The organism is Arthrobacter jinronghuae (assembly GCF_025244825.1).
In the GTDB taxonomy this organism is placed as follows: Bacteria; Actinomycetota; Actinomycetes; order Actinomycetales; family Micrococcaceae; genus Arthrobacter_B; species Arthrobacter_B jinronghuae.
The window spans coordinates 2,766,803-2,790,460 of the sequence record NZ_CP104263.1 but is presented as its reverse complement, the minus strand read 5'-3'; the positions used below and the strand labels follow the sequence as shown (position 1 = coordinate 2,790,460).

General features: G+C 65.5%; 20 protein-coding genes. 15 read left to right on the top strand and 5 right to left on the bottom strand.

All coding sequences use genetic code 11. The features are described from left to right. Nucleotides 1-198: 198 nt before the first annotated feature. The 4 genes from N2K98_RS13040 (at nt 199) to N2K98_RS13025 (ending at nt 3,721) form a co-directional block, all read left to right on the top strand. On the top strand, nt 199-564 hold the full coding sequence (locus N2K98_RS13040; RefSeq protein WP_255865160.1) for a DUF6507 family protein: 366 nt from the start codon (nt 199-201) through the stop codon (nt 562-564). Beyond that, nucleotides 564-1,874 (top strand): hypothetical protein, encoded by a 1,311-nt coding sequence (locus N2K98_RS13035; protein ID WP_255797050.1) that lies wholly within the window; start codon nt 564-566, stop codon nt 1,872-1,874. The genes N2K98_RS13040 and N2K98_RS13035 overlap by 1 nt, the downstream gene beginning before the upstream one ends. An 87-nt stretch (nt 1,875-1,961) precedes the next feature. Continuing rightward, the gene (locus tag N2K98_RS13030; RefSeq protein WP_255797051.1) at nt 1,962-2,351 is read left to right on the top strand and encodes a hypothetical protein; all 390 of its coding nucleotides are present in this window, start codon (nt 1,962-1,964) and stop codon (nt 2,349-2,351) included. Beyond that, nucleotides 2,348-3,721, top strand: coding sequence for a hypothetical protein (locus tag N2K98_RS13025; protein ID WP_255865049.1), 1,374 nt, complete (start codon nt 2,348-2,350; stop codon nt 3,719-3,721). Before N2K98_RS13030 ends, N2K98_RS13025 begins: the two co-directional genes overlap by 4 nt. On the opposite strand, the gene N2K98_RS13020 is transcribed toward N2K98_RS13025, so the two are convergent. The 4 genes from N2K98_RS13020 to N2K98_RS13005 all read right to left on the bottom strand — a co-directional run bounded on the left by N2K98_RS13020 (nt 3,718) and on the right by N2K98_RS13005 (nt 7,572). Further along, a complete protein-coding gene (locus N2K98_RS13020) occupies nt 3,718-4,476 on the bottom strand; it encodes an iron ABC transporter ATP-binding protein (RefSeq protein ID WP_255797053.1) in 759 nt (252 codons plus the stop codon). The genes N2K98_RS13025 and N2K98_RS13020 overlap by 4 nt on opposite strands. A 37-nt stretch (nt 4,477-4,513) precedes the next feature. Continuing rightward, complete coding sequence (locus N2K98_RS13015) at nt 4,514-5,530, bottom strand: iron chelate uptake ABC transporter family permease subunit (RefSeq protein ID WP_255865051.1); 1,017 nt, start codon at nt 5,528-5,530, stop codon at nt 4,514-4,516. Continuing rightward, nucleotides 5,523-6,563, bottom strand: coding sequence for an ABC transporter permease (locus N2K98_RS13010; RefSeq protein WP_255865052.1), 1,041 nt, complete (start codon nt 6,561-6,563; stop codon nt 5,523-5,525). Before N2K98_RS13010 ends, N2K98_RS13015 begins: the two co-directional genes overlap by 8 nt. 67 nt (nt 6,564-6,630) lie before the next feature. After that, nucleotides 6,631-7,572 (bottom strand): siderophore ABC transporter substrate-binding protein, encoded by a 942-nt coding sequence (locus tag N2K98_RS13005; protein WP_255865053.1) that lies wholly within the window; start codon nt 7,570-7,572, stop codon nt 6,631-6,633. 335 nt (nt 7,573-7,907) lie between these two features. Between N2K98_RS13005 and groES the strand changes: the two genes are divergently transcribed. The 11 genes from groES to N2K98_RS12950 all read left to right on the top strand — a co-directional run bounded on the left by groES (nt 7,908) and on the right by N2K98_RS12950 (nt 22,687). Continuing rightward, entirely contained in the window at nt 7,908-8,204 is a 297-nt protein-coding gene (groES, locus tag N2K98_RS13000) for a co-chaperone GroES (protein ID WP_146361179.1), read from the top strand. A gap of 82 nt (nt 8,205-8,286) precedes the next feature. Next, nucleotides 8,287-9,897, top strand: coding sequence for a chaperonin GroEL (gene groL / locus N2K98_RS12995; RefSeq protein WP_255797057.1), 1,611 nt, complete (start codon nt 8,287-8,289; stop codon nt 9,895-9,897). A 214-nt stretch (nt 9,898-10,111) separates the two neighbouring features. After that, nucleotides 10,112-11,629 (top strand): IMP dehydrogenase, encoded by a 1,518-nt coding sequence (guaB, locus tag N2K98_RS12990; protein WP_230021053.1) that lies wholly within the window; start codon nt 10,112-10,114, stop codon nt 11,627-11,629. Between the two features lie 203 nt (nt 11,630-11,832). Beyond that, nucleotides 11,833-12,972, top strand: a complete 1,140-nt coding sequence (locus tag N2K98_RS12985; RefSeq protein ID WP_255797058.1) for a GuaB3 family IMP dehydrogenase-related protein — start codon at nt 11,833-11,835, stop codon at nt 12,970-12,972. A gap of 64 nt (nt 12,973-13,036) precedes the next feature. After that, nucleotides 13,037-14,761, top strand: a complete 1,725-nt coding sequence (locus N2K98_RS12980; protein ID WP_255797059.1) for a glycerol-3-phosphate dehydrogenase/oxidase — start codon at nt 13,037-13,039, stop codon at nt 14,759-14,761. 74 nt (nt 14,762-14,835) lie between these two features. Next, nucleotides 14,836-15,342: a PTS sugar transporter subunit IIA gene (locus N2K98_RS12975; protein ID WP_255865161.1), complete on the top strand. Its 507-nt coding sequence runs from the start codon at nt 14,836-14,838 to the stop codon at nt 15,340-15,342. Between the two features lie 67 nt (nt 15,343-15,409). Further along, a complete protein-coding gene (locus N2K98_RS12970; protein WP_255865054.1) occupies nt 15,410-16,240 on the top strand; it encodes an SURF1 family protein in 831 nt (276 codons plus the stop codon). After that, nucleotides 16,237-16,653 (top strand): DUF3817 domain-containing protein, encoded by a 417-nt coding sequence (locus N2K98_RS12965; protein ID WP_227918609.1) that lies wholly within the window; start codon nt 16,237-16,239, stop codon nt 16,651-16,653. Before N2K98_RS12970 ends, N2K98_RS12965 begins: the two co-directional genes overlap by 4 nt. Nucleotides 16,654-16,735: 82 nt before the next feature. Next, nucleotides 16,736-18,325, top strand: a complete 1,590-nt coding sequence (guaA, locus tag N2K98_RS12960; RefSeq protein ID WP_255797061.1) for a glutamine-hydrolyzing GMP synthase — start codon at nt 16,736-16,738, stop codon at nt 18,323-18,325. Nucleotides 18,326-18,424: 99 nt separating this feature from the next. Then, nucleotides 18,425-22,318, top strand: a complete 3,894-nt coding sequence (locus N2K98_RS12955) for a DUF4011 domain-containing protein (protein ID WP_407079988.1) — start codon at nt 18,425-18,427, stop codon at nt 22,316-22,318. 3 nt (nt 22,319-22,321) lie between these two features. Then, a complete protein-coding gene (locus tag N2K98_RS12950) occupies nt 22,322-22,687 on the top strand; it encodes a hypothetical protein (protein WP_255865056.1) in 366 nt (121 codons plus the stop codon). A 69-nt stretch (nt 22,688-22,756) separates the two neighbouring features. Here N2K98_RS12950 and cpaB read toward each other — a convergent pair whose 3' ends face one another. Continuing rightward, nucleotides 22,757-23,500 carry a Flp pilus assembly protein CpaB gene (gene cpaB, locus N2K98_RS12945; RefSeq protein ID WP_255865057.1) on the bottom strand — a complete coding sequence of 248 codons (744 nt, stop codon included), beginning with the start codon at nt 23,498-23,500 and terminating at the stop codon, nt 22,757-22,759. Nucleotides 23,501-23,658 lie beyond the last annotated feature (158 nt).

The window sequence follows — 23,658 nt, the reverse complement described above, 5'->3', positions numbered from 1 at the left end:
GTAGGAGAACCCTCCGGCAGGGCGCAACGGGGCCGGTCCATATTGGCTGCGTCCCGGGCGCAGTTTGGTCCGCGCTTCTTTTTCCGGCGGAACCCCGGCCGTCCATGGGTAGTTCTCCCCATGGGCGCAATGTTTTATTTCTTGTACCTTAGGGTGCAGAAGTCTTCAGCATTACGGGATAACGGGGGAGTGGGGATTATGCCGTTGAGCGGCTACGACGTGAATCCGGAGGGGTGCGCCCGGGTTCTTGGGCAGGTGGAAAGCGATCCGGGGCGCCCGGCGGCACTGACAGCTTTGCAGAACGCAGTGGCGGACGCCCAGACGGCCTGCGGACCCGGTGGCACGGGCGCCGTGGCCCAGGCGTTGGGGGAGCTGTGGCTGAACACCCTCGCGCTGCAGGCCGAGGCAGCAGAAGCCCGGATCGGCAACGCCGTGGCGGGTGTCCGCGAGGCTGTGTCCATCATCGCGGAAGCGGATGCGTCAATGGCGGACGCCGCCAGGGCAAGCCTTGCCGAAGCACAGTCCGGTATTTTCCAGGCTCCTGAGCCGGAGGGCGGGAACTGATGTCGATCGATACCTCCGGACTCTTCGGATGGGCGTCTCCGGATGCCATTGAAGGCGCCGCGCCGGCCCTCGGCAAGGGAGGCACGTCCTACCTGCAGAGCGTCGAAGACGCTGCGGACACCTGGCGGCAGCTGAACGCGCATTACGAGGGCGACGGCGCGGCCGAGATCGTGGACGTCTTCAGGACGGTCACACCGCACGCGGAGCTGCTGGAGCAGACCGCCAAAGAAGCAGGCGATACGTTGCTGGCCTTCGCGTCAGGCATCCGCTGGCTCCAAATCCGCCGGGATCAGTTGATGGTGCGGGTGGAAGCGGCCGATTCCCGTGCCGAGCAGGAAGCAACCCAATGCCTGGCGCCCGCTGACCCTCTCGCCCCGTCGCCGCCGGTCGACCTGCTGCTGCCGGCCGAGGTGGCGGCGCTCACGAACGATTATCGGGCACTTGAGGAGGAAACAGCGGCAAAACTGCTCACTGTCGTCCTCGGGGATGATGCGTTCGTCAATGAGGTCACTAATAAATGGGGCACCGCCGTGACCGGATTTGTGGGTGCCGCTGCCAAGCTCGCGACCTCACGCCAGACCGTCGTAAAAGTTCCCACAGCCAAGCCTGTCTACGTCCGCTACGAGACGTCCGCCGAGCGGATTCGGCACATGGCACGAGGACGGTGGGTCAGCGACGGGATATGGAAGCTCACCTCCGTGAATACGTTCGAGCTCAGGCCCCAACCCAGCAAGCTGCTGTACAACACCTGGGACGGCTACAAGAACAGGGTGGATGCGGACCCGTCCAAATGGGCTACCACCCCGGGTAAGTTCTCAGAGCTGACCAACAGTGCCAAGGGCTTCAAAATAGGCGGCGGTGCGCTGACTCTCGTGACGGCCGGTTTGACCGTCAAGGACGAGCGGCAGGATGCCTATAACGAACTCCTGCAGGCAAATCCCGGCATGGACCCTGATGAACTGGACAAGCGCGCGGACGCCATGGGTGCAGTGAAAGGCGGCACCAAGGCGGGAATTGACCTTGGCGCAGCTGCCGCAGGTGCAATGATCGGCACTGCCATAGGCGGACCGGTGGGAACAGTGGCGGGGGCCGCCATAGGTATCGGGATTTCGGTTATCACTTCGGTGGAGTTTGATTTCCTGGGCGGCAAATCGATTAAGGATGTCGCGGCAGACGGGATCATGAATGCGGCCGATGACTTCATGGAGTCGGACCTGATGAAGTCTGATGCCGGCAAGGCTGCGCGCAAGGCAGCGGACAATGTCGCGGAAGCTGCAGGGGATTGTTGGAATAAGCTTTTCGGCAAATAGCCGGTAGTTTGTGATGGGGAGCACTTCAATGCAACCCGGCGGCAGACCCACGTGACGGGCTGCCGCGCGGCGAGATAGGGGACGGCATTGGAAACAGAAACCAACTATTGGGCATTCTTTGCCATCGTTTTTCCGTTCGGGTTGCTGCTTTTTGTGGGCGGAATCCTGGTCTACCGGAAAATTTTCGTGGGAATGATTGTCCTCGACGGTTTCTTCCCCGGTAAGCCCTCCCTCGCCTCCACCTATCTGGGCGCATGGCTGATGCTGGTGTCAGCCCTGCACTTTGTGCCGGACAACGAAGCGGTGTCGGTTCCCTATACCCTCCTCATGTTTGCCTGCCAGGGTATCGGCATGCTCGGCTGGCTCTGGATGCCCAAGTTCATGCAACCGGAGTGGATGAAGGAAGTGGACCGGCTCATGGCCCGCGGGGAGGACCGGTTCACCAGAGAGTTCCTGAACGGGGAAGGGAAATCATGAGTATGGACACCGAGGGCTTCAGCTATGAGCTGCTCGATTCTTTTGGGTTGCCGCGCCCGGACGGCTGGGAGCGGATCGAGGCTCCGGGAGGCATGCTGGCTGTTGCACATCCACCTGTCCCGGCGGGAACCTTCCGACCGAATATGGTTCTGAGGTGGGCACCCGCCGCGCGGGCGTCGGTTGCCCGGTACGCGACAGCGGCTCTCGCCTCAACCCTGGAACAGTTTGAGGATGTGCGGATCGTTTCCCATGATCTCTGGGAGTCCACGGCAGACGGTACGTCTGTCACGGGCCGCCGCCAGCGGTTTGTCCATCAGGTAGGCCCTCATCCTGTCTGCGTGGACCGCTGGATCTGGCTGGCCGGCGGATACGCACTCGAGGCAACTGCCAGCTACACCGTTGACCAGCACATCGGAATGAAGCTGCTGTTCGAGCACATGGTCGCAGATATCAGAATCGACGGCTCAGTACCGGAAGGCGGCCTCTACAGCGGGCAACAGCCTGAACTGGACCGCATCGCCCCGCAGGAACCTCGGCGCGACGAGTTCGCCTCCCGTTGGATGGGAGCCGACGTCGAGGACCTGGCCGGGATCTCCGGTGCGCAGCCGTACCGTGAATCCGGGGATGTATTTTCCATTGCCTCCCTCGAGCTGCTCGACACCCTCGCGGACAGGACCCGGCTGGGCCGGTTCCAGCGGAAGGACGCCGCCGCGCTGGAGCTGCAGTCGGCCGGACTGCTCACCGCTGACGGCACGCTGACCTCCGCCGGCGAGCAGTTCCTGACACCCACCCGGGGAAATGAAGCAGCGTTCCTGATCGAAGCCTCGGGTGCAGCCGGGGGATCCGTGATGCAGGCGTGGATCGGAGGCGGCCTTGCGAAAGTCACCACGGCGCCGTCGCTGTTTTCTGCTTCTCTTCCGTCCGATGCGGAGCTGGGGTCCGACGAACTGTTCGTTCGCCTCACGCAGGCCAATGCCGTACCGAAGCTGATAGCGGATTGGGCGGGTCTGTCTCCGGCCTGGAGCCTCCCGCACCAGGCGCTGATCCTGCCGAAGAAGCATTATCTGGACCGGCTTGAGGACGCCCGGACCATCGCGCCCAAGGACCTGGACGAGGCCGGAACACGGATGTGGGAGCAGCCGTGGACGCAGTGGGAGGTGCTGGAGGAGCGTACAGGCGCATGGTTCGGCTGGGTGAACGCCGGATCTGCCGGTCAGTATCGGCTGACGCCGGGTCCGGGGGAAAACGTCCGCCTGGAGCCTATGCCTTCGGACGTGGTCTGGGACGTGCTGGTCCGGTTCATCCATGCCTCGGTGGAGGGGATTCCCCTCATGCTGCCGGAGCTGCCGGACTTCAGCACCAACGGCTAGGCGAAATAGACGCCGATCCGGTTTCCGTCGATCTCTTCGATCCGGATATCGATTTCGTAGATATCCTTCAACACGTCCGGCTGCATGATGGCCGCCGGCGGTCCCTGGTGGATCAGCCGGCCGTCACACATGGCAATGATGTCGTCCGAGTAGCAGGAGGCGAAGTTGATGTCGTGGATGACCAGCACCACGGTCTTCCCGAAGTCGTCCGTGAGCCGGCGCAGCAGCCGCATCATTTCCACGGAGTGCTTCATGTCCAGATTGTTCAGCGGCTCATCCAGCAGCAGGTAGTCGGTGTCCTGTGCCAGCACCATGGCGATGAACGCGCGCTGGCGCTGACCGCCGGAGAGCTCGTCCACAAACCGGTCCGCCAGTGCCGTCAGGTCCAGATAGGCCATTGCCTGCTCGATGTGGACCTTGTCTTCGGGTCCCGGCCGGCCGGCGTTGTGCGGGTAGCGGCCGAAGCCCACCAGGTCCCGAACGGTCAGGCGGACGGTGAGCTGGTTGTCCTGGCGCAGGATCGCCATTTTCCGGGCGAGGTCCCGGCCGGGGGTGGAAACGACGTCGAGCCCGTCCACGGCAACTGAGCCGGAGTCCATGGGCAGCAGCCGGCTGATCATGGAGAGCAGCGTCGATTTGCCCGCACCGTTGGGTCCGATGATCGAGGTGATGCCGCCCTCCTTGATCTCGCAGCTCACCCCGTCCACGACGACGGTGGAGGAGTAGCGCTTGGTGACGCCGTTGACGGAGATCATGAAGAGGGGCCTTTCGCGCGGTGCAGGGGGAGGAGGGTCATTTCACGTTTCCCCTCAGGAGCAGGATGAGGAACACGATGCCGCCCACGAACTCAATGACGATGCTCAGCGCGGTGTCGAAGTCGAAGACCCGCTCCAGCACCAGCTGCCCGCCCACCAGGGCGATGATTCCCAGCAGAACGGCAATCGGCAGCACCGAGGCATGCCGGAACTTCGCGCACAGCTGGTACGCCAGGGACGCAATGAGGAGCCCGAAGAAGGTCACCGGTCCGACCAGGGCCGTGGACACCGCAACGAGCACCGAGCAGATGATCAGCGTGGCGGTCACCGCCCGCTTGTGGTCCACCCCCAGGTTGACCGCGGTCTCGCGGCCCAGGGCCAGGACGTCGAAGGAGTGGCGCATCCGCCAGGCGACGGCACTGACCAGCGCGACGGCGGCGGCGGAGTAGCCCAGCAGGGCGGCGTCGACATTGTTGAAGCTGGCAAAGAAGAGGTCCTGCAGGATGATGAACTCGCTCGGGTCGATCAGCCGCTGCAGCAGCGAGGAGAAGCCGCGGAACATGGTGCCGAAGACGATTCCCACCAGCAGCATCAGGTGCAGGGACTTCCCGCCGCCGGTAAACAGCCAGCGGTAGAGCAGGAACGAGAAGCCGACCATCAGCAGCACTTCGAGGCAGAAGCGGATCGGCGCGCCCAGCGACAGCAGGGCACCGCCGCCCAAGGCAAACACCAGGACCGTCTGGATCAGCACATAGAGGGCATCGAAGCCCATGATCGACGGCGTGAGGATCCGGTTGGCGGTGACCGTCTGGAACAGGACGGTGGAGACCCCGACGGCGTACGCCACCAGGATCATGGAGCCTACCTTCACAGCCCGGCGCGGCAGGGCATAGCCGAGGTTCCCGCGCAGCTCAATGGTCATGAACACCGCAACCAGTGCTGCCGCGACGACGCCGAGGACGATGATCCAGAACCCGGCGGGAACGGTCCGGACGGGACGCCTGCGGTGCTCGGTAAGGGCTGCGGGCAGTGCGCTGGTGGATGTCTCAGGCATGGGAACCGCGCTTGCGTAGGAGGAGATACAGGAAAATGACGCTGCCAACGGCGGAGACCACTACGCCCACGGGGATTTCATACGGGTAGCGGATGGTGCGTCCGATGATGTCGCAGAGCAGGACGAAGCCCGCTCCGAAAACGGCGACCCAGGGCACCGCCCGGCGGACGTTGTCACCGATCAGCAGGGACACCAGGTTGGGCACAATCAGCCCCAGGAACGGGATGGAGCCGACGCTGACCACCACCACGGCGCTGATGAGCGAGACAATGACCAGTCCGAGCGCCATGACCCGGTTGTAGTTCAGTCCGAGGTTGGTGGTGAAGTCCTGCCCCATGCCCGCGACCGTGAAACGGTCCGCCGCAAGGTAGCCGATCAGGGTAAGGGCACCGACAATCCAAAGCAGTTCGTAGCGGCCGCGCAGGACGCCGGAGAAATCGCCGATCATCCAGCTGTTCAGCGTCTGGAGGAGGTCGGTGCGGTAGGCGAAGAAAGTAGTGACGGCGGAAATCACGCCGCCGAGCATGATGCCCACAAGGGGCACGATCAGTGTGTTGCGCAGCGGGATCCGGCGCAGGATGAGCAGGAAGAGTGCGGTTCCTGCGGCGGCGAAAACCGAAGCGGTGGACATCTTCAGGAACATGGAGGCGCCCGGCAGCAGCACGGTCACCGCCAGGATTCCCAGCTGGGCCGACTCCACCGTGCCGACGGTGGAGGGTTCCACGAACTTGTTCCGGGCCATTAGCTGCATGATCAGTCCGGCCACGCTCAGGGCCATGCCCGCCAGGACAATACTGAGCGTGCGGGGCAGCTGGCTGACCCAGAACAGCATGTGCGTGGTGGGATCCCCGGACATCAGCGAGGAGAGCGAAAGGTCGCCGACGCCGACAAAAAGGCTCACGGCCGCCAGCAGGACGACAACGCAGACCCCTAGGACCAGTGCTGCGGTGGAACGCAGAAAGCGCCGCCGTTCCAGGGGAGCGGCGGCGGACGCGGGGGCCGGCTTTTCAGCCGGCACGGCGGGGGCAGTCATATATCGGTATCCAGTTCCTCCGTGGCCCGGCACGAGCGGTGCCGGGCCACGGAGCGCAGAAGTGCGGCTAGAGAGCGTCGTGGACGGTATTAACCATGGTGTCCACGTTGTTCAGGCCGTATCCGACCAGGTACCAGCTGGCGGAATCCAGCATGGTGATGTTTTCGTTCTGTGCAGCCTTGGTGCTCTTGACCAGCTCGTTGTCGAGCACGGCGGAGGCGGCTTCGCCGGAGGTGCCGACGGCTACGTCGCGGTCAATGACGAACAGGTGGTCCGGATTGGTATCCGCGATGTAGTTGAAGGAAACAGATTCGCCGTGCTTGCCCTCGCCCTTAACCTCGGCGGCCGGTTCCAGGCCCAGGACGTCGTGGATGATGCCGAAGCGGGAGCCCGCGCCGTAGGCGGTCATTTCCCCGCCGCTGGTCATAACGATCAGGCCGTTGCCGGCGTCGGCTGCCAGTTCCTTGGTGTCCTCGACCTTGCCTTCAAGGGCACCCAGCTTCTCTTCAACCAGGTCTTCCTTCTCGAAGATCTTGCCGATGGTCTGGGTGTTTTCCTTGAAGGAGTTCCAGGAATCGGCGTTGTCGACGCTGAGGTCGATGGTGGGGGCAATCTTGCTCAGTTCCTCGTAGGAATCGGCAACCCGGCCGGAAATGATGATCAGGTCCGGAGCGCCGGCGTTGATCGCTTCGAAGTCGGGCTCCTTCATGCTCCCGATCTTGGTGATCTCTTCGGCGCCGTACTGGGAGAGGCTGTCCGGGAAGTTGGCGGCAGGCACGCCGTCGACGTCAATGTCGAGGGCATCCATCGTGTCGAGGGCACCGAGGTCGAAGGTGTAGACGGTCTCCGGGTTCACCGGAACTTCGGTGCTTCCCTGGGCATGCTCAACCGTCATGGTTGAGGCCTGTGCGGACTGGACGTCGGCATCTGCTGCTTCAGTCGAGCAGGCGCTGAGGGCGAGGAGGGACACAAGGGCGGTTCCGGCCAGCAGGCGGGACTTGGTGATCATGGGGGCTCCGGTGAGACTCGATGTGCCTATCGGGGGATTAGGACACAGAAATGTTTTCTAATGGTGCGCGCAGATGAAAACTATCCCGGTTAGGACAACCTAAGCAAATCCCCTGTCTCATTCGGTTGCCTGCCATTACGGGGGAGAGGGGTGCGGACGGGGTGCGCACTGGCACTCACCTTGACCGAGTGCTAACCGTTGCATAAAGTCTGAGTTAGCACTCCGAACGTGAGGGTGCTAACTCCCGAAGGGAAAGCGCGAACCGGCACCGCGACGACGGCCAGCGCCAGACCAACGGCCCCATTCCGTTAGAAACTACGCAAAGGAGAGCCCGAGTGTCGGTCTCGATTAAGCCCCTTGAGGATCGTATTGTTGTCCGCCCCCTCGAAGCCGAGCAGACCACTGCTTCCGGCCTCGTTATCCCGGACACTGCAAAGGAAAAGCCCCAGGAGGGTGAAGTAGTTGCAGTTGGACCCGGCCGCGTTGATGACAACGGCAACCGCATCCCGGTTGACGTTGCCGAAGGCGACGTAGTCATTTACTCCAAGTACGGCGGAACCGAAGTCAAGCACGGCGGCCAGGAATACCTGGTGCTGTCCGCCCGCGACGTGCTGGCCGTCGTCGTAAAGTAGTTCCCCTGGAAAACCCCGGCCACGATTCTGGCCGGGGTTTTCTGATGTAGGTGCAGATGTAGTTGTCGGAAAGGACACACACATGGCAAAGCAGTTGGAGTTCAATGACTCCGCCCGTCGCTCGCTGGAAGCCGGCGTCGATAAGCTCGCCAATACGGTCAAGGTGACCCTCGGCCCGCGCGGCCGCAACGTCGTCCTGGCCAAGAACTGGGGTGCTCCCACCATCACCAACGACGGCGTGACGATCGCCCGTGAAGTTGAGCTGGAAGACCCGTACGAGAACCTCGGCGCACAGCTGGCCAAGGAAGTAGCCACCAAGACCAATGATGTTGCCGGCGACGGCACCACCACGGCCACCGTGCTGGCACAGGCGTTGGTCAAGGAAGGCCTGCGCAACGTTGCCGCCGGTGCCGCCCCGGGGCAGCTCAAGCGCGGCATCGAGGTGTCCGTTGACGCCGTCGCCAAGCGCCTGCTGGAGAACGCCAAGGAAGTTGAAGGCAACCAGGTTGCGCACGTTGCGGCCATCTCCGCGCAGAGCACCGAGATCGGCGAGCTGCTGGCCCAGGCCTTCGACACCGTCGGCAAGGACGGCGTGATCACGATCGAGGAGTCCTCCTCGACGCAGACCGAACTGGCCATCACCGAGGGCATGCAGTTCGACAAGGGCTACCTCTCGCCGTACTTCGTGACCGACCCGGAGCGCCAGGAAGCCGTCCTCGAAGACGCGCTGATCCTGATCAACTCCGGCAAGATCTCCTCCGTCGCCGAGTTCCTGCCGCTGCTGGAAAAGGCTCTGCAGACCTCCAAGCCGCTGTTCATCATTGCCGAAGACGTAGACGGGGAAGCCCTGTCCACCCTGGTGGTCAACAAGATCCGCGGCACCCTGAACGTCGTCGCCGTCAAGGCTCCGGGCTTCGGCGACCGCCGCAAGGCCATGATGCAGGACATCGCGACCCTCACCGGCGCCCAGGTGGTCAGCCCCGACCTCGGCCTGAAGCTGGACCAGGTTGGCCTTGAGGTGCTGGGCTCCGCCCGCCGCATCACGGTCACCAAGGACAACACCACGATTGTTGACGGCACCGGCTCAGAAGCCGACGTCGCCGACCGCGTGGCACAGATCCGTGCCGAGATCGAGCGCACCGATTCGGACTGGGACCGCGAGAAGCTGCAGGAGCGCCTCGCCAAGCTGTCCGGCGGCATCGGCGTCATCCGCGTCGGCGCAGCCACCGAGGTGGAGCTGAAGGAAAAGAAGCACCGCATCGAAGATGCTGTTTCCTCCACCCGTGCTGCCCTTGAAGAAGGCATTGTGGCCGGCGGCGGGTCCGCACTGGTCCACGCTGCCCGCGCACTGGACACCGATCCGGAGGTGACGAAGCTGGAAGGCGACGCCGCCACCGCCGTCGGCCTGGTCCGCCGTGCACTGGCACAGCCGCTGCGCTGGATCGCCGAGAATGCCGGTTCCGAAGGCATGGTCGTCGTCGCCAAGGTCGGTGAGCTGGAAGTCAACAACGGCTTCAATGCCGTCACCGGCGAGTACGAAGACCTCATTGCCGCCGGCATCATCGACCCGGTCAAGGTCACCCGCTCGGCCCTGCGCAACGCCGCCTCGATCGCTTCGCTGGTGCTCACCACCGAAGCCCTCGTGGTGGAGAAGCCGGCCGAAGAGGACAACGACCACGGTCACCAGCACTAATCAGCCCTGATCCGCGCCGTGCGTGCGGAAATCGGCCCAGGCCCCGCTCCCGGAACCAGTTTCCGGGAGCGGGGCCTTTGCTATTGGCCGTGGCATCCCTCACAGGCGGTAGATACCCTCGGGGAGGAATAGGGGCGGGCCCGCTTTCGTTTTACGATAGGTACAGGCTAAATCGGGCCTTTTCCTTCCTCTCATCCCCGAAAGAGGCGCAGCTTTGAGTCAGCAGTACCCAGAACACGATCCGTTCGGCTTCGTCGGCCTGACCTACGACGACGTCCTCCTGCTGCCCGGCCCGACGGATGTCATTCCCTCTGAAGCCGACACCAGCTCCCGGCTGTCCAAGCGCATCACCGTGCAGACACCGCTGCTCTCGGCCGCGATGGATACTGTGACCGAATCCCGCATGGCCATCGCCATGGCCCGGCAGGGCGGCCTCGGCGTGATCCACCGGAACCTTTCCATTGCGGACCAGGCGGAGCACGTTGACCGGGTCAAGCGCAGCGAATCCGGCATGATCACCAACCCGGTGACGATTTCCCCCGACGCCACCCTGCAGGAACTCGACGACCTCTGCGCGCATTTCCGCGTTTCGGGCCTGCCGGTGGTGGATGCCGAAAACACCCTGCTGGGCATTGTCACCAACCGCGACACCCGCTTCATTCCGCGTGCCGACTACCCGAGCCGCAAGGTCGAAGAGGTCATGACCCGCATGCCGCTCATCACCGGCCGGGTGGGCATCAGCGCCGCGGAAACAATGGAACTGCTGGGCAAGAACCGGATCGAGAAGCTTCCCCTGGTGGATGACGCCGGCAAGCTGCAGGGCCTGATCACCGTCAAGGACTTCGACAAGGCCGAGCAGTACCCGCTGGCCACCAAGGATGACGAGGGCCGCCTGCGCGTCGGTGCTGCCATCGGCTTCTTCGGCGACGGCTACGAGCGGGCCATGTCCATGGTCGAGGCCGGCGTCGACATTCTCGTGGTGGACACCGCCAACGGCCACAGTGCAGGCGTGCTGGAAATGATTGCCCGCCTCAAGAAGGACCCGGCAGCTGCGCACGTGGACATCATCGGCGGCCAGGCAGCCACCCGCGAAGGCGCCCAGGCCCTGATCGACGCCGGCGCCGACGCCATCAAGGTAGGCGTGGGGCCGGGTTCCATCTGCACCACCCGCGTAGTTGCCGGTGTGGGCGTCCCGCAGATCACCGCCATCTACGAAGCCTCCAAGGCAGCCATCCCGGCGGGCGTCCCGCTGATTGCCGACGGCGGCCTGCAGTACTCGGGCGACATCGGCAAGGCCATCGTGGCCGGGGCCGACACCGTAATGCTTGGCGGGCTGCTGGCCGGCTCCGCGGAAAGCCCGGGCGACCTGGTCTTCGTCAACGGCAAGCAGTTCAAGTCCTACCGCGGCATGGGCTCGCTCGGGGCCATGCAGTCCCGGGGCAAGAACACGTCCTACTCGAAGGACCGGTACTTCCAGGCCGACGTCCCCAGCGACGAGAAGCTGATTCCGGAAGGCATTGAAGGCCAGGTGCCCTACCGCGGACCGCTTTCCGCCGTGGCCCACCAGCTGGTCGGCGGCCTGCGCCAGACCATGTTCTACACGGGTGCACGCACCATTGAAGAGCTGAAGGCCAAGGGTAAGTTCGTCCGGATCACCCCGGCCGGGCTGAAGGAATCCCACCCGCACGACATCATGATGACGGCTGAAGCGCCGAACTACGGACGCCGCTAACCCGGCTTACCCGCCGAAGGGCAGCCCCTGCGTACTGCGCAGCGGGGCTGCCCTTCGGGGTTAAGGGCCCTGCGGTTTTGGGCATTGAAAGTACAGCTGACGGGTCTATGCGGCGGCGACAGGCCCGTTATCTGTACTTTCGGCGGCCGTCCGGTACCGGGGACTTTCGGGCCGACGCCGCGCACTGGGATAACCTAGGGAACGTGAGTAACGAGATAGAAATTGGCCGTGGCAAGCATGGGCGCAGAGCCTACTCCCTGGATGACGTAGCGATTGTGCCCTCGCGGCGCACCCGCGACCCCCAGGATGTGTCCATCAACTGGCAGATCGATGCCTACCAGTTCGAGATGCCGGTCATCGGCGCCCCGATGGACTCGGTGATGTCTCCGGCGTCTGCCATTGCCCTGGGCAGGCTCGGCGGACTCGGTGTGCTGAACCTCGAGGGCCTGTGGACCCGGTACGAGAATCCGGAACCGCTGCTGGACGAAATCGCCGCCCTCGGCAGCGACAACTTCAATCCCGCAGCCACCCGCCGCCTGCAGGAAATCTACAACGCACCGATCCAGGCCGAACTGATCAGCTCCCGCCTGGCCGAAATGCGCGACGCCGGCGTGACGGTTGCCGGTTCGCTCACCCCGCAGCGCACCCAGGAGTTCTACAAGACCGTCCTCGCCGCCGGCGTCGACGTCTTCGTCATCCGCGGCACCACCGTTTCGGCCGAGCACGTGTCCAAGACCGTGGAACCGCTGAACCTGAAGCAGTTCATCTACGAACTCGATGTTCCGGTGATCGTCGGCGGAGCCGCCGGCTACACCCCGGCCCTGCACCTGATGCGCACCGGCGCGGCCGGCGTGCTCGTAGGGTTCGGCGGCGGCGCGACCACTACCACCCGCCGTGCGCTTGGCATCCACGCCCCCATGGCCACTGCCATCTCCGACATCGCCGAGGCCCGCCGGGACTACATGGACGAGTCCGGCGGACGCTACGTGCACGTAATCGCCGACGGCGGCATGGGTACCAGCGGCGACATCATCAAGGCCTTCGCCATGGGTGCCGACGCCGTGATGCTGGGTTCCGCGCTGGCCCGTGCCGAAGAGGCGCCCGGCCAGGGCTGGCACTGGGGACAGGAAGCACACCACAGCGAGCTGCCGCGCGGCGACAGGGTCCGGCTGGACACCGTGGGACCGCTGAAGGAGGTCCTTTGGGGCCCGTCCCACCACGCCAACGGCACCTCCAACCTCATGGGTGCGCTGCGCCGGGCAATGGCCACCACCGGCTACTCGGACCTGAAGGCGTTCCAGCGCATTGAAGTGCTGGTGTCGCCCTACCAGTACAACCTGTAAATACCGGCGCCCAGCCCCTAGAGTGGACGCAGCTACGGCAGGACCCTAGAGAGGAACCTGGACCATGACTGCAGACGCCCTGAGCCCCGAGTACCGCATAGATGCCATGGATAAGCTCCGGGCGACCACCGCCCCGGGCAATGAGCTGGACATCCTGATCGTCGGCGGCGGCGTAGTCGGGGCGGGCGCGGCCCTGGACGCGGTGACGCGCGGGTTGAAGGTCGGCATGGTGGAGGCCCGGGACTGGGCGTCGGGAACGTCGTCGCGGTCCTCCAAGTTGATCCACGGCGGCCTGCGCTATCTGGAGATGCTCGATTTCGCGTTGGTCCAGGAAGCACTGAAGGAACGCGGGCTGCTGCTGCAGCGGATTGCTCCGCACCTGGTGAAGCCCGTGGCGTTCCTGTATCCGCTGACGAAGCGGTTCGTCGAGCGGCCGTATGTGGGCGCCGGCATTTTCCTGTACGACACCATGGGCATGACGTCGGGAAACTCCCGCGGGGTGCCCAGGCAGAAGCACCTGACCCGGAGCCAGACACTGCGGATGGCCCCGAGCCTGAAGGATGACGCCATGGTGGGTGCCATCCGGTACTACGACGGCCAGGTGGATGACGCCCGGTACGTGGCCAACATGGTTCGCACAGCAGCGCATTACGGTGCCGCAGTGGTGAACCGGCTCGCCGTCGTCGACTTCCTGCGCGAGGGCGAACGCGTGGTCGGGGCCCGCGTCCGCGAACAGGAAACCGGCAACGAGTTCGACATCGCCGCAAGCCAGGTGGTCAATGCCACGGGCGTGTGGACCGATGAAACCCAGGCCATGGTGACCGACCGCGGGCAGCTGAAGGTCCGCGCCTCCAAGGGCGTCCACCTCGTGGTTCCCAAGGACCGGATCCAGTCCACGGTCGGCATGATCCTGCGGACGGAAAAATCCGTACTCTTTGTGATCCCGTGGGGGCGGCACTGGATCATCGGCACCACCGACACCGACTGGAACCTGGACAAGGCCCACCCGGCGGCCACCTCGGCGGACATCGACTACATTCTCGAGCATGTGAACCTGGTGCTGAAGACGCCGCTGACCCGCGAGGACGTTGAGGGTGTCTATGCGGGACTGCGGCCGCTGCTCGCCGGGGAAAACGATTCCACTGCCAAACTTTCGCGCGAACACGTGGTGGCCCACCCGGTACCGGGACTCGTGGTGGTTGCGGGCGGCAAATGGACCACTTACCGGGTGATGGCCAAGGATGCCGTGGATGAGGCAGCCCGGGCGCTGGATGAAAAGGTTCCCGAGAGCTGCACCTCCACCATTCCCCTCCTGGGAGCCGTGGGCTACAAGGCGGCATGGAACCGCCGGCACCGCACCGCGGACGAGTACGGGGTGCACGTGGTGCGGGTGGAGCATCTGCTCAACCGTTACGGCTCCATGAGCGAGGACCTGCTCGAGATCATCAAGGCGGACCCGTCCCTCGCGGAACCGCTGCCCGGCGCCGACGACTACCTGCGCGCGGAAGTCGTGTACGCCACCACCCATGAAGGCGCCCGGCACGTCGAGGACGTCCTCGCCCGGCGGACCCGCATCTCGATTGAAACCTTTGACCGGGGCGTCTCGGCCGCGCCGGTGGTCGCCGAACTGATGGCGCCGCTGCTGGGCTGGGACCTCGAACGCGTGGAAAGCGAAGTTGCCCACTACCTTGCTCGGGTCGACGCCGAACGCCGCAGCCAGGAACAACCGGATGACAAGAGTGCCGACGCCGCCCGCCTGGCGGCCGAGGACATAGCACCGCGCATCTAGTGCGGCAGCACGGACCAACGGAAATGCAGAAAAGCCCCTTGAACGAACACCTGTCACCGAACGCTGAACACCCCTTGGAACCACCGCGGAATGAAGAACTCACCCTTAACGAAGCCGGGGCGGTGCTGACCGAACCCGACCTGGTGATCCTCGGTATGGAGGCGGCAGACAGATACGACGCCGCCGCGCAGCTGGCCGAGCGGTTGTACCGTTCCGGCAGGATCAGCAATCTCGAGGGGTTCCTCGAACAGGTCAGCGCCAGGGAGCACCAAATGGCCACCGGCCTGCCGGGCGGGATCGGTCTCCCGCACGCCCGCAGCCAATACGTCCGCGAAACCTCCATCGCAGTAGGCATCACCCGCTACGGCCACAGCGTCGATTTCGGAGCAGCCGACGGGCCGGCGACAGTGGTCCTGCTCATTGCCACGCCGGCGGCCTCCTTCTCCCAGCACCTGGAAGTCCTTGCCACCCTGGCCCGGTCCCTGTTCCGGCCCTCCTTCCGTGATTCCCTGCGCCGGGCCAATGACGCAGAGGTCATTGCCGAGCTGATCAATTCGTCCCTGGTCTTTTTCGACCACTGAGTTTGACCACTGAGCGGCCGCACACCGGCATTGGGTTTTCTACAGCTTGACGAAGTACCGTTAACGAGTGCTCAAAACTGCCCTGCAGCCGCGTTGGATCGCCGGCCTGCTTTTTGCCCTGGTCATCTCGACGGTCTTTGTGCTGTTGAGCCAATGGCAGTTTTCCAGTGCCGAATCGGAGGAGTCCGGCGAGCCCCGGGCCACCGAGGACGTCCGGCCGCTGACAGAGGCCTTCACCCCGGGTAAGCCGATGTACGAAACCGAAGCGGACCAGATGGTGTCCTTCACGGGGTCCTTCGATCCGGACCGGTCCGTCCTCGTGAAGGAGCGGCTCCAGGACGGCGACATGGGCTACTGGGCGGTTACTGCCTTCAACGTCGACGGCGCACCCGCGGGCGAATTCATCCCGGTGGTCCGCGGCTGGGTCTCCGACCCGGAAGACGTCACGGAGCCACCGGCCGGCGAGGCCGCCGTCGTCGGGCGCCTGCTGCCTTCCGAGGCACCGCTGCCCGCGACCCCGGAGGACGGACGGGTTACTGCGCTTTCCACCGCCGAACTGATCAACCTCTGGGACGCGCCCGCCTACTCGGCGTTCGTCACGGCTACGGAAATCACCGTCGACGGCGCCCCGGCCGACGCAGGCAGCATGGAAACCCTGGACGTGAGTGCCCAGCCAGAGGAAACCCCGGTCAACTGGCTCAACATTTTCTACGCACTGGAGTGGATCGTCTTCGCCGGCTTCTCCGTCTTCCTGTGGTGGCGCCTGGTCGCCGACGAGCACAACCGCAGCCTCGAGGACGACGAATATGAGGACGAGTACGACGACGAGTACGACGACGAGTCCACCGACGCAACCGAACCCGACAACGACCATCCCAGCAACGAGGTAACCAAGTGAGCGAATCCGCAAGCACCGCTAAGGCACCCAGGAAAAAGAAGCGCCGGTTCGGCGGTACCCACGCCCAGATTCGTTCGGCCCTGAAGTTCTACAAGGTCTTTTCCTACGTGACCGGTGTGCTGCTGCTCGCACTCGTCGTGGAGATGATCGCCAAGTACGGCTTTGACACGGAGATCATCGTCGGCAGCGTCAACCTCTCCATCGGCGTGCTCATCCTGCACGGCTGGATGTACGTGGTCTACCTGCTCTCTGACTTCCGGCTGTGGCAGCTGATGCGCTGGCCGTTCTCCAAGTTCATCCTGATTGCGCTCGGCGGCGTTGTGCCGTTCCTCTCCTTTGTGGTCGAGGGACGGATCCACAAACAGGTCCTGGCGGAGCTCGAAGCGCATCCTGAAGCGGCCAAGCGCTACTAGGGGAGAGGTCCGCCGGCTGCGCGCCGCCGGCGGACCCTGGCCCGGTGTGCATGGCCGGGGGCGGGCCGACTATCCTTGAAACGTGACTAATCCCGCGACAGACCCCATTGAAGAGCGGCCCGTCCTCGTTGTGGACTACGGAGCGCAGTACGCCCAGCTGATTGCCCGCCGGGTGCGCGAAGCCGATGTCTACTCCGAGGTGGTTCCCCACACCTACAGCACCGAGCAGCTGCTCGCGAAGAACCCAGCTGCCATTATTCTCTCCGGCGGACCCTCCAGCGTGTACGCCGAAGGCGCCCCCAAGGTTGATGCAGAGCTGTTCGAATCCGGTGTTCCGGTCTTCGGCATCTGCTACGGCTTCCAGGCCATGGCTGCCGCCATGGGCGGCAAGGTCGCCAAGACGGGGCTGCGCGAGTACGGTTCCACCGACGCACGCGTCGTCGGCGGCGCCCGGTCCATCCTGGAAGGCACCCCGGACGAGCAGAACACCTGGATGAGCCACGGCGACAGCGTGCAGGAAGCACCCGAGGGCTTCGACGTCCTGGCCAGCACCGCCGGCGCACCCGTCGCTGCCTTCGCCAACGAGGCAAAAGGCCTTTACGGCGTGCAGTGGCACCCCGAGGTCAAGCATTCCGCGCACGGCCAGGCCGTCCTGGAAAACTTCCTCTTCAAGGGCGCCAAGCTCGAACGCAGCTGGACCACCGGCAACATCGTCGAAGAGCAGGTTGCACGCATCCGTGCCCAGGTAGGCAACGCCCGCGTGATCTGCGGCCTGTCCGGCGGCGTCGACTCCGCCGTGGCTGCCGCCCTGGTGCAGCGGGCCGTGGGGGACCAGCTGACCTGCGTCTTCGTTGACCACGGGCTCCTCCGCGAAGGCGAAGCAGAGCAGGTTGAACGCGATTTCGTGGCAGCCACCGGCGTCAACCTCTACGTCGCCAACGAGCAGGAACGCTTCCTGAGCGCCCTGGCCGGGGTCTCCGATCCCGAGACCAAGCGCAAGATCATCGGCCGCGAGTTCATCCGCGCCTTCGAAGAAGCCGAGCGGGCCATCATGGCCAAGGCCGAAGCCGAGGGCGAGCCGATCCGCTTCCTGGTGCAGGGCACCCTGTACCCGGACGTCGTGGAATCCGGCGGCGGTGAAGGCGCAGCCAACATCAAGAGCCACCACAACGTGGGCGGCCTGCCGGAGGACATGAAGTTCGAACTGGTGGAACCCCTGCGGGCGCTCTTCAAGGACGAGGTCCGTGCGGTCGGCGCCGAGCTCGGCCTGCCGGCCGAGATCGTCGGCCGCCAGCCCTTCCCCGGCCCCGGCCTGGGCATCCGCATCGTCGGCGAAGTTACCCACGAGCGGCTGGAACTGCTGCGCCGCGCGGACGCCATCGCCCGCGCCGAACTGACCAGTGCAGGCCTCGACGACGAAGTGTGGCAGATGCCGGTAGTGCTCCTGGCCGATGTCCGCAGCGTCGGCGTCCAGGGCGACGGCCGTACCTACGGACACCCCATCGTGCTGCGTCCGGTCTCGAGCGAAGACGCGATGACAGCTGATTGGTCACGGCTTCCGTACGATTTGCTGGCCCGGATTTCGAACCGCATCACCAACGAGGTGGACGGAATCAACCGCGTGGTGCTGGACGTAACCAGCAAGCCGCCGGGAACAATCGAGTGGGAATAGCGTAAAGGGGACCGAGGACGGCCGTTTCGGCCGTCCTCGGTTTTGTCCCCCGCGTTGCTATGTTCGGGAAACCTTCCCCGACGCGATAGTTTTGAAGGTATGCCAATTTGGTCGAGAACGCGCGGAAGTGCAGAAAAGAGGGCACTAGTGTCTGAGCAGAATACCGGGGAGAATCCCTCGGACTTCCTGCTGCCGTGGCTGGGACAATTGGGACAGCACGCCGGAACGGACACACTGCTCCATTTCACGCCGTCCGCCGCCAACAGCATCGACCTGACGCACGCGCACCCGTCCGGCCTGGCCCAGCTGCTCGCCGGCCGGCGTACCCGCCTGTCGACCCTGCTGCGGGACCCGGACCAGTACGGCGCCGCCATGAAGGCCGGGCGCCTGCTGCGCGCAAAGATCTACGAGCTGGGCACCGACCGCGGCATCGACGTCGGCTATATGGCCGCGGGTACCGCATCCTGGCGCTACGCCTCCGATGAAGCGCTGCGCCCCGAGTCCCTGACGGCTCCCGTGCTGCTCACGCCCGTTGCGCTGACGGTCCACGCCTCACAGGATGACTATGAGCTGCAGCTGACCGAAAAGGCGGCGCTGAACCCCGCTTTGGTCCGCCACCTGCAGCATGAGCAGGGCCTGGACATCGACGTCGACGCGCTTACCCGCCTCGCCTACGGCACCGCCCGCTTTGATCCCCACCCCGTGCTGGAAAAGCTCCGCGCCGTCACCGGCAGCGTCCGTGGAATCAACATTGAACACCGGCTGCTGGTTTCCACCTTCGCCGACCTGTCCGACCTGTCCGAGGATCCGGCGTTGGACCCGGCCCATCCGATCCTCCGCGCACTGATCGACGCCGCCCGGGACGGGTCTGCCAGTCCGGCCATCCCCGAGCCATTGGACCTGCCGGCACTGGACGAGCGGGATCCCGCGGATGAACTGCTCATCCTCGACGCCGACCGCCAGCAGCAGGAAGTCCTGGACCTGATCAACGCGGGCCAGTCGCTGGTCGTCTCCGCTCCGGCCGGTACGGGCCAGACCCAGACGGCGCTCAACGCGGTTGCCGCGCTGGCCAACGCCGGCAAGTCCGTCCTGGTAGTGGCGGAACGTCGCAGCACCCTGAACCAGTTCGTCTCCGAGCTGGACGCGATGCAACTGGGCTCCCTGGTCCTGCAGGCCAACGCCGGCCTCACACAGCAGCAGTTGAAGGACCAGCTGGTCCGCGCCATCGTGCGCAACGAAAAGGCGCAGGCCCCCGAACTGGATAGCCTGCACAAGGTCCTGCTCGAAAACCGCCACCAGCTCCGCGACCATGTGAAGTCGCTGCACAACGTCCGCCGCCGCTGGGGGTGCTCGCCCTACCAGGCCATGCAGTCCCTGGCCGAGCTGACCTCCATGAACCCGGCGCCGGCCACCACGGTCCGGCTCAAGCGGAGCGTCCTGGACAGCATCACCGACCGCACCGAACTCTCCGGCCGCCTGCGCCGGGCCGCCGAACTCGGCAGCTTCAGCCGGGCAGCAACCACCAGCCCGTGGTACGGAGCCAAGCTGCTCAACCGCAAGGAAACGGAAGAAGCCTACGCGCTGACCCAGACCCTTGCGGCGGACCTGCCTGCGCTGCGCGCCAAGGTCCAGGACGTGGCCGAGCACTCCGAAATCCGCCTCGGCGAAACATTCGCCCAGTGGGGTGAACAGCTGGAACTGCTGGTGGCCGTGCGGGAAAGCCTGGACAAGTTCACCCCGGACATTTTCGACCGCCCGGTGACTGACCTGATCTCGGCAACCGCGTCTTCGTCCTGGCGGCGGGAGCGCGGCATCGATATGAGTTCCATGACCCGTTCCCGCCTGCGGCGCGTGGCCAAGGAATACGTCCGGCCCGGTGTGCATATTTCCGACCTGCACGCCTCCCTGGCCGAGGTCCAGCAGCAGCGTGCCGTCTGGACCCGTTACGCCACCACCCAGCGTCACCCCTCGGTGCCCACCGGCCTGGCCGAGATCAACCGTTCCTACCTGCTGGTCAAGCGCCAGCTGGATACCCTGACCGGCATCCTGGCCGAGACGCCGCTCCACCCCGACCTGGCATCCCTGCAGCTCGATGAACTCGAGAAGCAGCTCAGCCAGCTGGCGGGGGACCGGGAAACCCTCGAAACGCTGCCCGAACGGACCCTGCTGCTCGACGAGATGCGGGCCCAGGGCCTGGGTGAACTGCTGGATGACCTGAGCGCACGCGAGGTCCAGCCCCGCCACGTGGGCTACGAGCTGGAACTGGCATGGTGGCAGTCCGCCCTCGAAGCCATGATCAGCGGCGACGATTACCTTGCCATGTCCGACGGCAACAGCCTGCGCCGCCTGGAAGCGGAGTACCGGCTGGCGGACAACGCCCACATTGCCTCGGGTGCAGCTCGGCTGCGCTGGAGCCTGGCTTCGCGCTGGCGCTCAGGCGTTCAGGCAGCGAAGGGTGCTGCCGAAGACCTGCGCGAGCTGCTCAAGGACGGCGAGTTGTCCTTGGAAAGCCTGAGCCTGCAGTCCGAGGAACTCGTGTCCTCGCTGCTGCCGGTGTGGGCTGCGAGCCCCTTGGTGCTGCCGATGGTACTGCCCGAACACCGCCGTTTCGACACCGTGGTCCTCCTCGATGCCGAGTCCACCAGCCTGCAGTCCGCAGTCCCGGCGCTGGCCCGTGCCTCGCAGGTTGTTGCCTTCGGTGACAGCTGCCTGGGCGGACCGCGACCGTTCACCATCGGTGTTGAACCGGCCGGTGCAGCACAGCAGCACGTCGAGCTGCTCAGCGCCTTCGAGGCGCTTGAACGCGTCCTGCCCACACGCTGCCTGTCCACCGTTTACCGCGGCACCGACAAGGCACTGCTGCGCCAGCTGAGCGACTCCTTCTACGGCGGGCGCCTTTCCATGGTCCCGAGTGCAGACGAGGTCACCACCGGCCACCGCGCACTCTCCGTGGAATACCTGCCGGACGGAACCGGTATGCCCAGCGCAGACCATGAGGGCGTGGAAAGTGTCGCAGCTGAGGTCAACCGTGTGGTTGACCTGGTCTTCGAACACATCCGCCGCCGCCCGCACCAGTCCCTCGGCGTCATCACCGCCAGCCCGCGCCACGCCGTGCGGGTAGCCGAGGCCATCCGCGTCCAGATGGCCAACTTCCCCTGGGCCGCGGACTTCTTCACGGCGAAGTCCGAGTCCTTCCGGGTAGTGCCGGTGGACCGTGCCGTGGGCATGGTCCGGGACAGCGTGATCTTCTCCCTCGGGTTCGGGCGCACCCCGCACGGGCGTGCCCTGCATAACTTCGGCCCGTTGTCGGCACCGGACGGACGCAAGAAATTCGTTACGGCCATGACCCGGGCACGTTACAAGCAGCATGTGCTGACCTGCTTCCAGCCGGCAGACCTGGACCGCACGCGGCTGGGCTACGGCGCCCTGGACTTCTACGAACTCATCAAGCGGGAGCTCGATCCGGAAGCCGCCAGGGAGGAAATCCCGGCTGCCGGAGGCATCATGGAGGAGGATCCGCTGGTCGCGGATCTGGTGGGCCGCCTGCGGGAACGCGGCGCCAAGGTCTGGGACCACTACGACGGCGCGATCGACATTGTCGCTGCGGCTCCCCACTCGGCCGGTCCGACCGGCACGCCGGCCCCGCTGGCGATCGAGTCCGACGGCACCGAACGGTACCGTGCCATGTCCGTCCGTGAACGCAGCCGGCTCCGGCCGCAGCTGCTTGAGCGGCGTGGCTGGCGGTATATGCCGCTGTGGACCATCGAGGTGTTCAGCGACCCGTCCGCCTGCGCCGACCTCGTGAGCCGCTTCCTCGAGCTGCCGGATCCTCCTGTGGGGCAGAAGCCCGTTCCCCGCAGCACGGATACCGCAGAGACGGAAACGGATGAGGCTGCCGGCCCGGCTCCGCGGGTAACCGTGACTCCGCACGGAAGCAGCCGGATGCGCGAACGGAGGTCGGGATCCGTCCCGGACGACGCAGCAGGAGAGTGAGCGATGACTGAGGAACCCGTTCCCGGGAAGGCCGCGGCGGAGGAAACCGCCGCGGCCGAGCGGAGCCGCGAAACGGCAGCTGCGGCCGAGGGGGCCGGCAAGGCGGCCGAGGGGACCGGCAAGGTCACAGCAGCGGGGGAACATCCGTCCACGGACGGCAGCACGGACGGCAGCACGGACGGGACCACAAACGGCACCACGCACGGCACCCGTAGGCGTGGAAACCGCCGGGCCGTTTCGCCCGGACCCGGCGGGCCTGCCGGGCTGTTGCCCGTCATCGCCAAGGAAGATGACCCCCGGGCGTGGGGCGACAGCACGGAAGACAGCGAGTCCTGGCTGCGGGAGCAGCGTCCTCCGCACTGGGGGTAGGCGGCATCCCGCGGCTATGGAGGTAGAGCACTAGCGCCGCGGTGTAACTAAAATCCTGTCCCAGTACGGCTAGCCGTCCGTCAGGACAAGGTAGATCCCGTCGTTCCCGGAAGCCGCCGTGAGGCGGGCTGCGTTCTCTCGATCCGCAGCCACCACCACCAGGCCCTCACCGCCGCCGTTGCCCGGCCAGCCGTCTCCTGTGGGCTCTCCGCCGGACACCCACAGCACCGGTACCGAGGAGGCCAGCACCACCGCGGTGCTGCCGTCCTGCGCGGTCTGTCCCGGCTCCCCGCCCGTCCACGCCGCGTCGGCACCCGCAATAACGTTGACGAGTTGTCCGGGCCCCAGCAGACCGAGGACGGAGGGGTCGGCCGGGCGCAGCGGCACGGCCACGGAACCGGGCGGGGCACCGGCCAGCAGACCGGGACCGGCCAGAGAAATGTCCGTGACCGGGCTGCCGCGCAACAGCGGCGTAGCGAGCCGCCGGCCCACCAGTGCGTCCGGCTGTCCATGGGCACCCGGAGGGACGGCTTCAGCCGGTAGGCGTACTGTTTCCAGCGTTCCGGATTCCAGCACCGTACCGGCCGGCAAATCCCGGGAGGCACTCACGATCGTCGTCCGTTCCGCCGCCGCCGGTACCAGCGCTTCGACCGCAGACCCGACGGCAGCGCAACACGCCAGGGCAGCCAGGAGGCGGCGGTGGCGGACAATAAAGCGGCGCATCCTCGAGAAGGAACTGCCGGACACTGACGGCTGTCCCCGGTAGGCAGCGGTGGCGGGGGACACCTTGGCTGAGAGGCGGCGAAAAGGCATGGCACGACGCTAGCCGCAGGCGCTGCGCAACCGGGGCGGCGCTTCGCAGGCCTTAGCCCGCACGTGGGCCGCCCGGTGGGAAGGGGCGGTGTGGAGGGAAAGTGGGTGCGAGGTTAGCCCGGGCCGGTAAAACGCCGGTCCGCAGGCCTGAAGGGGAA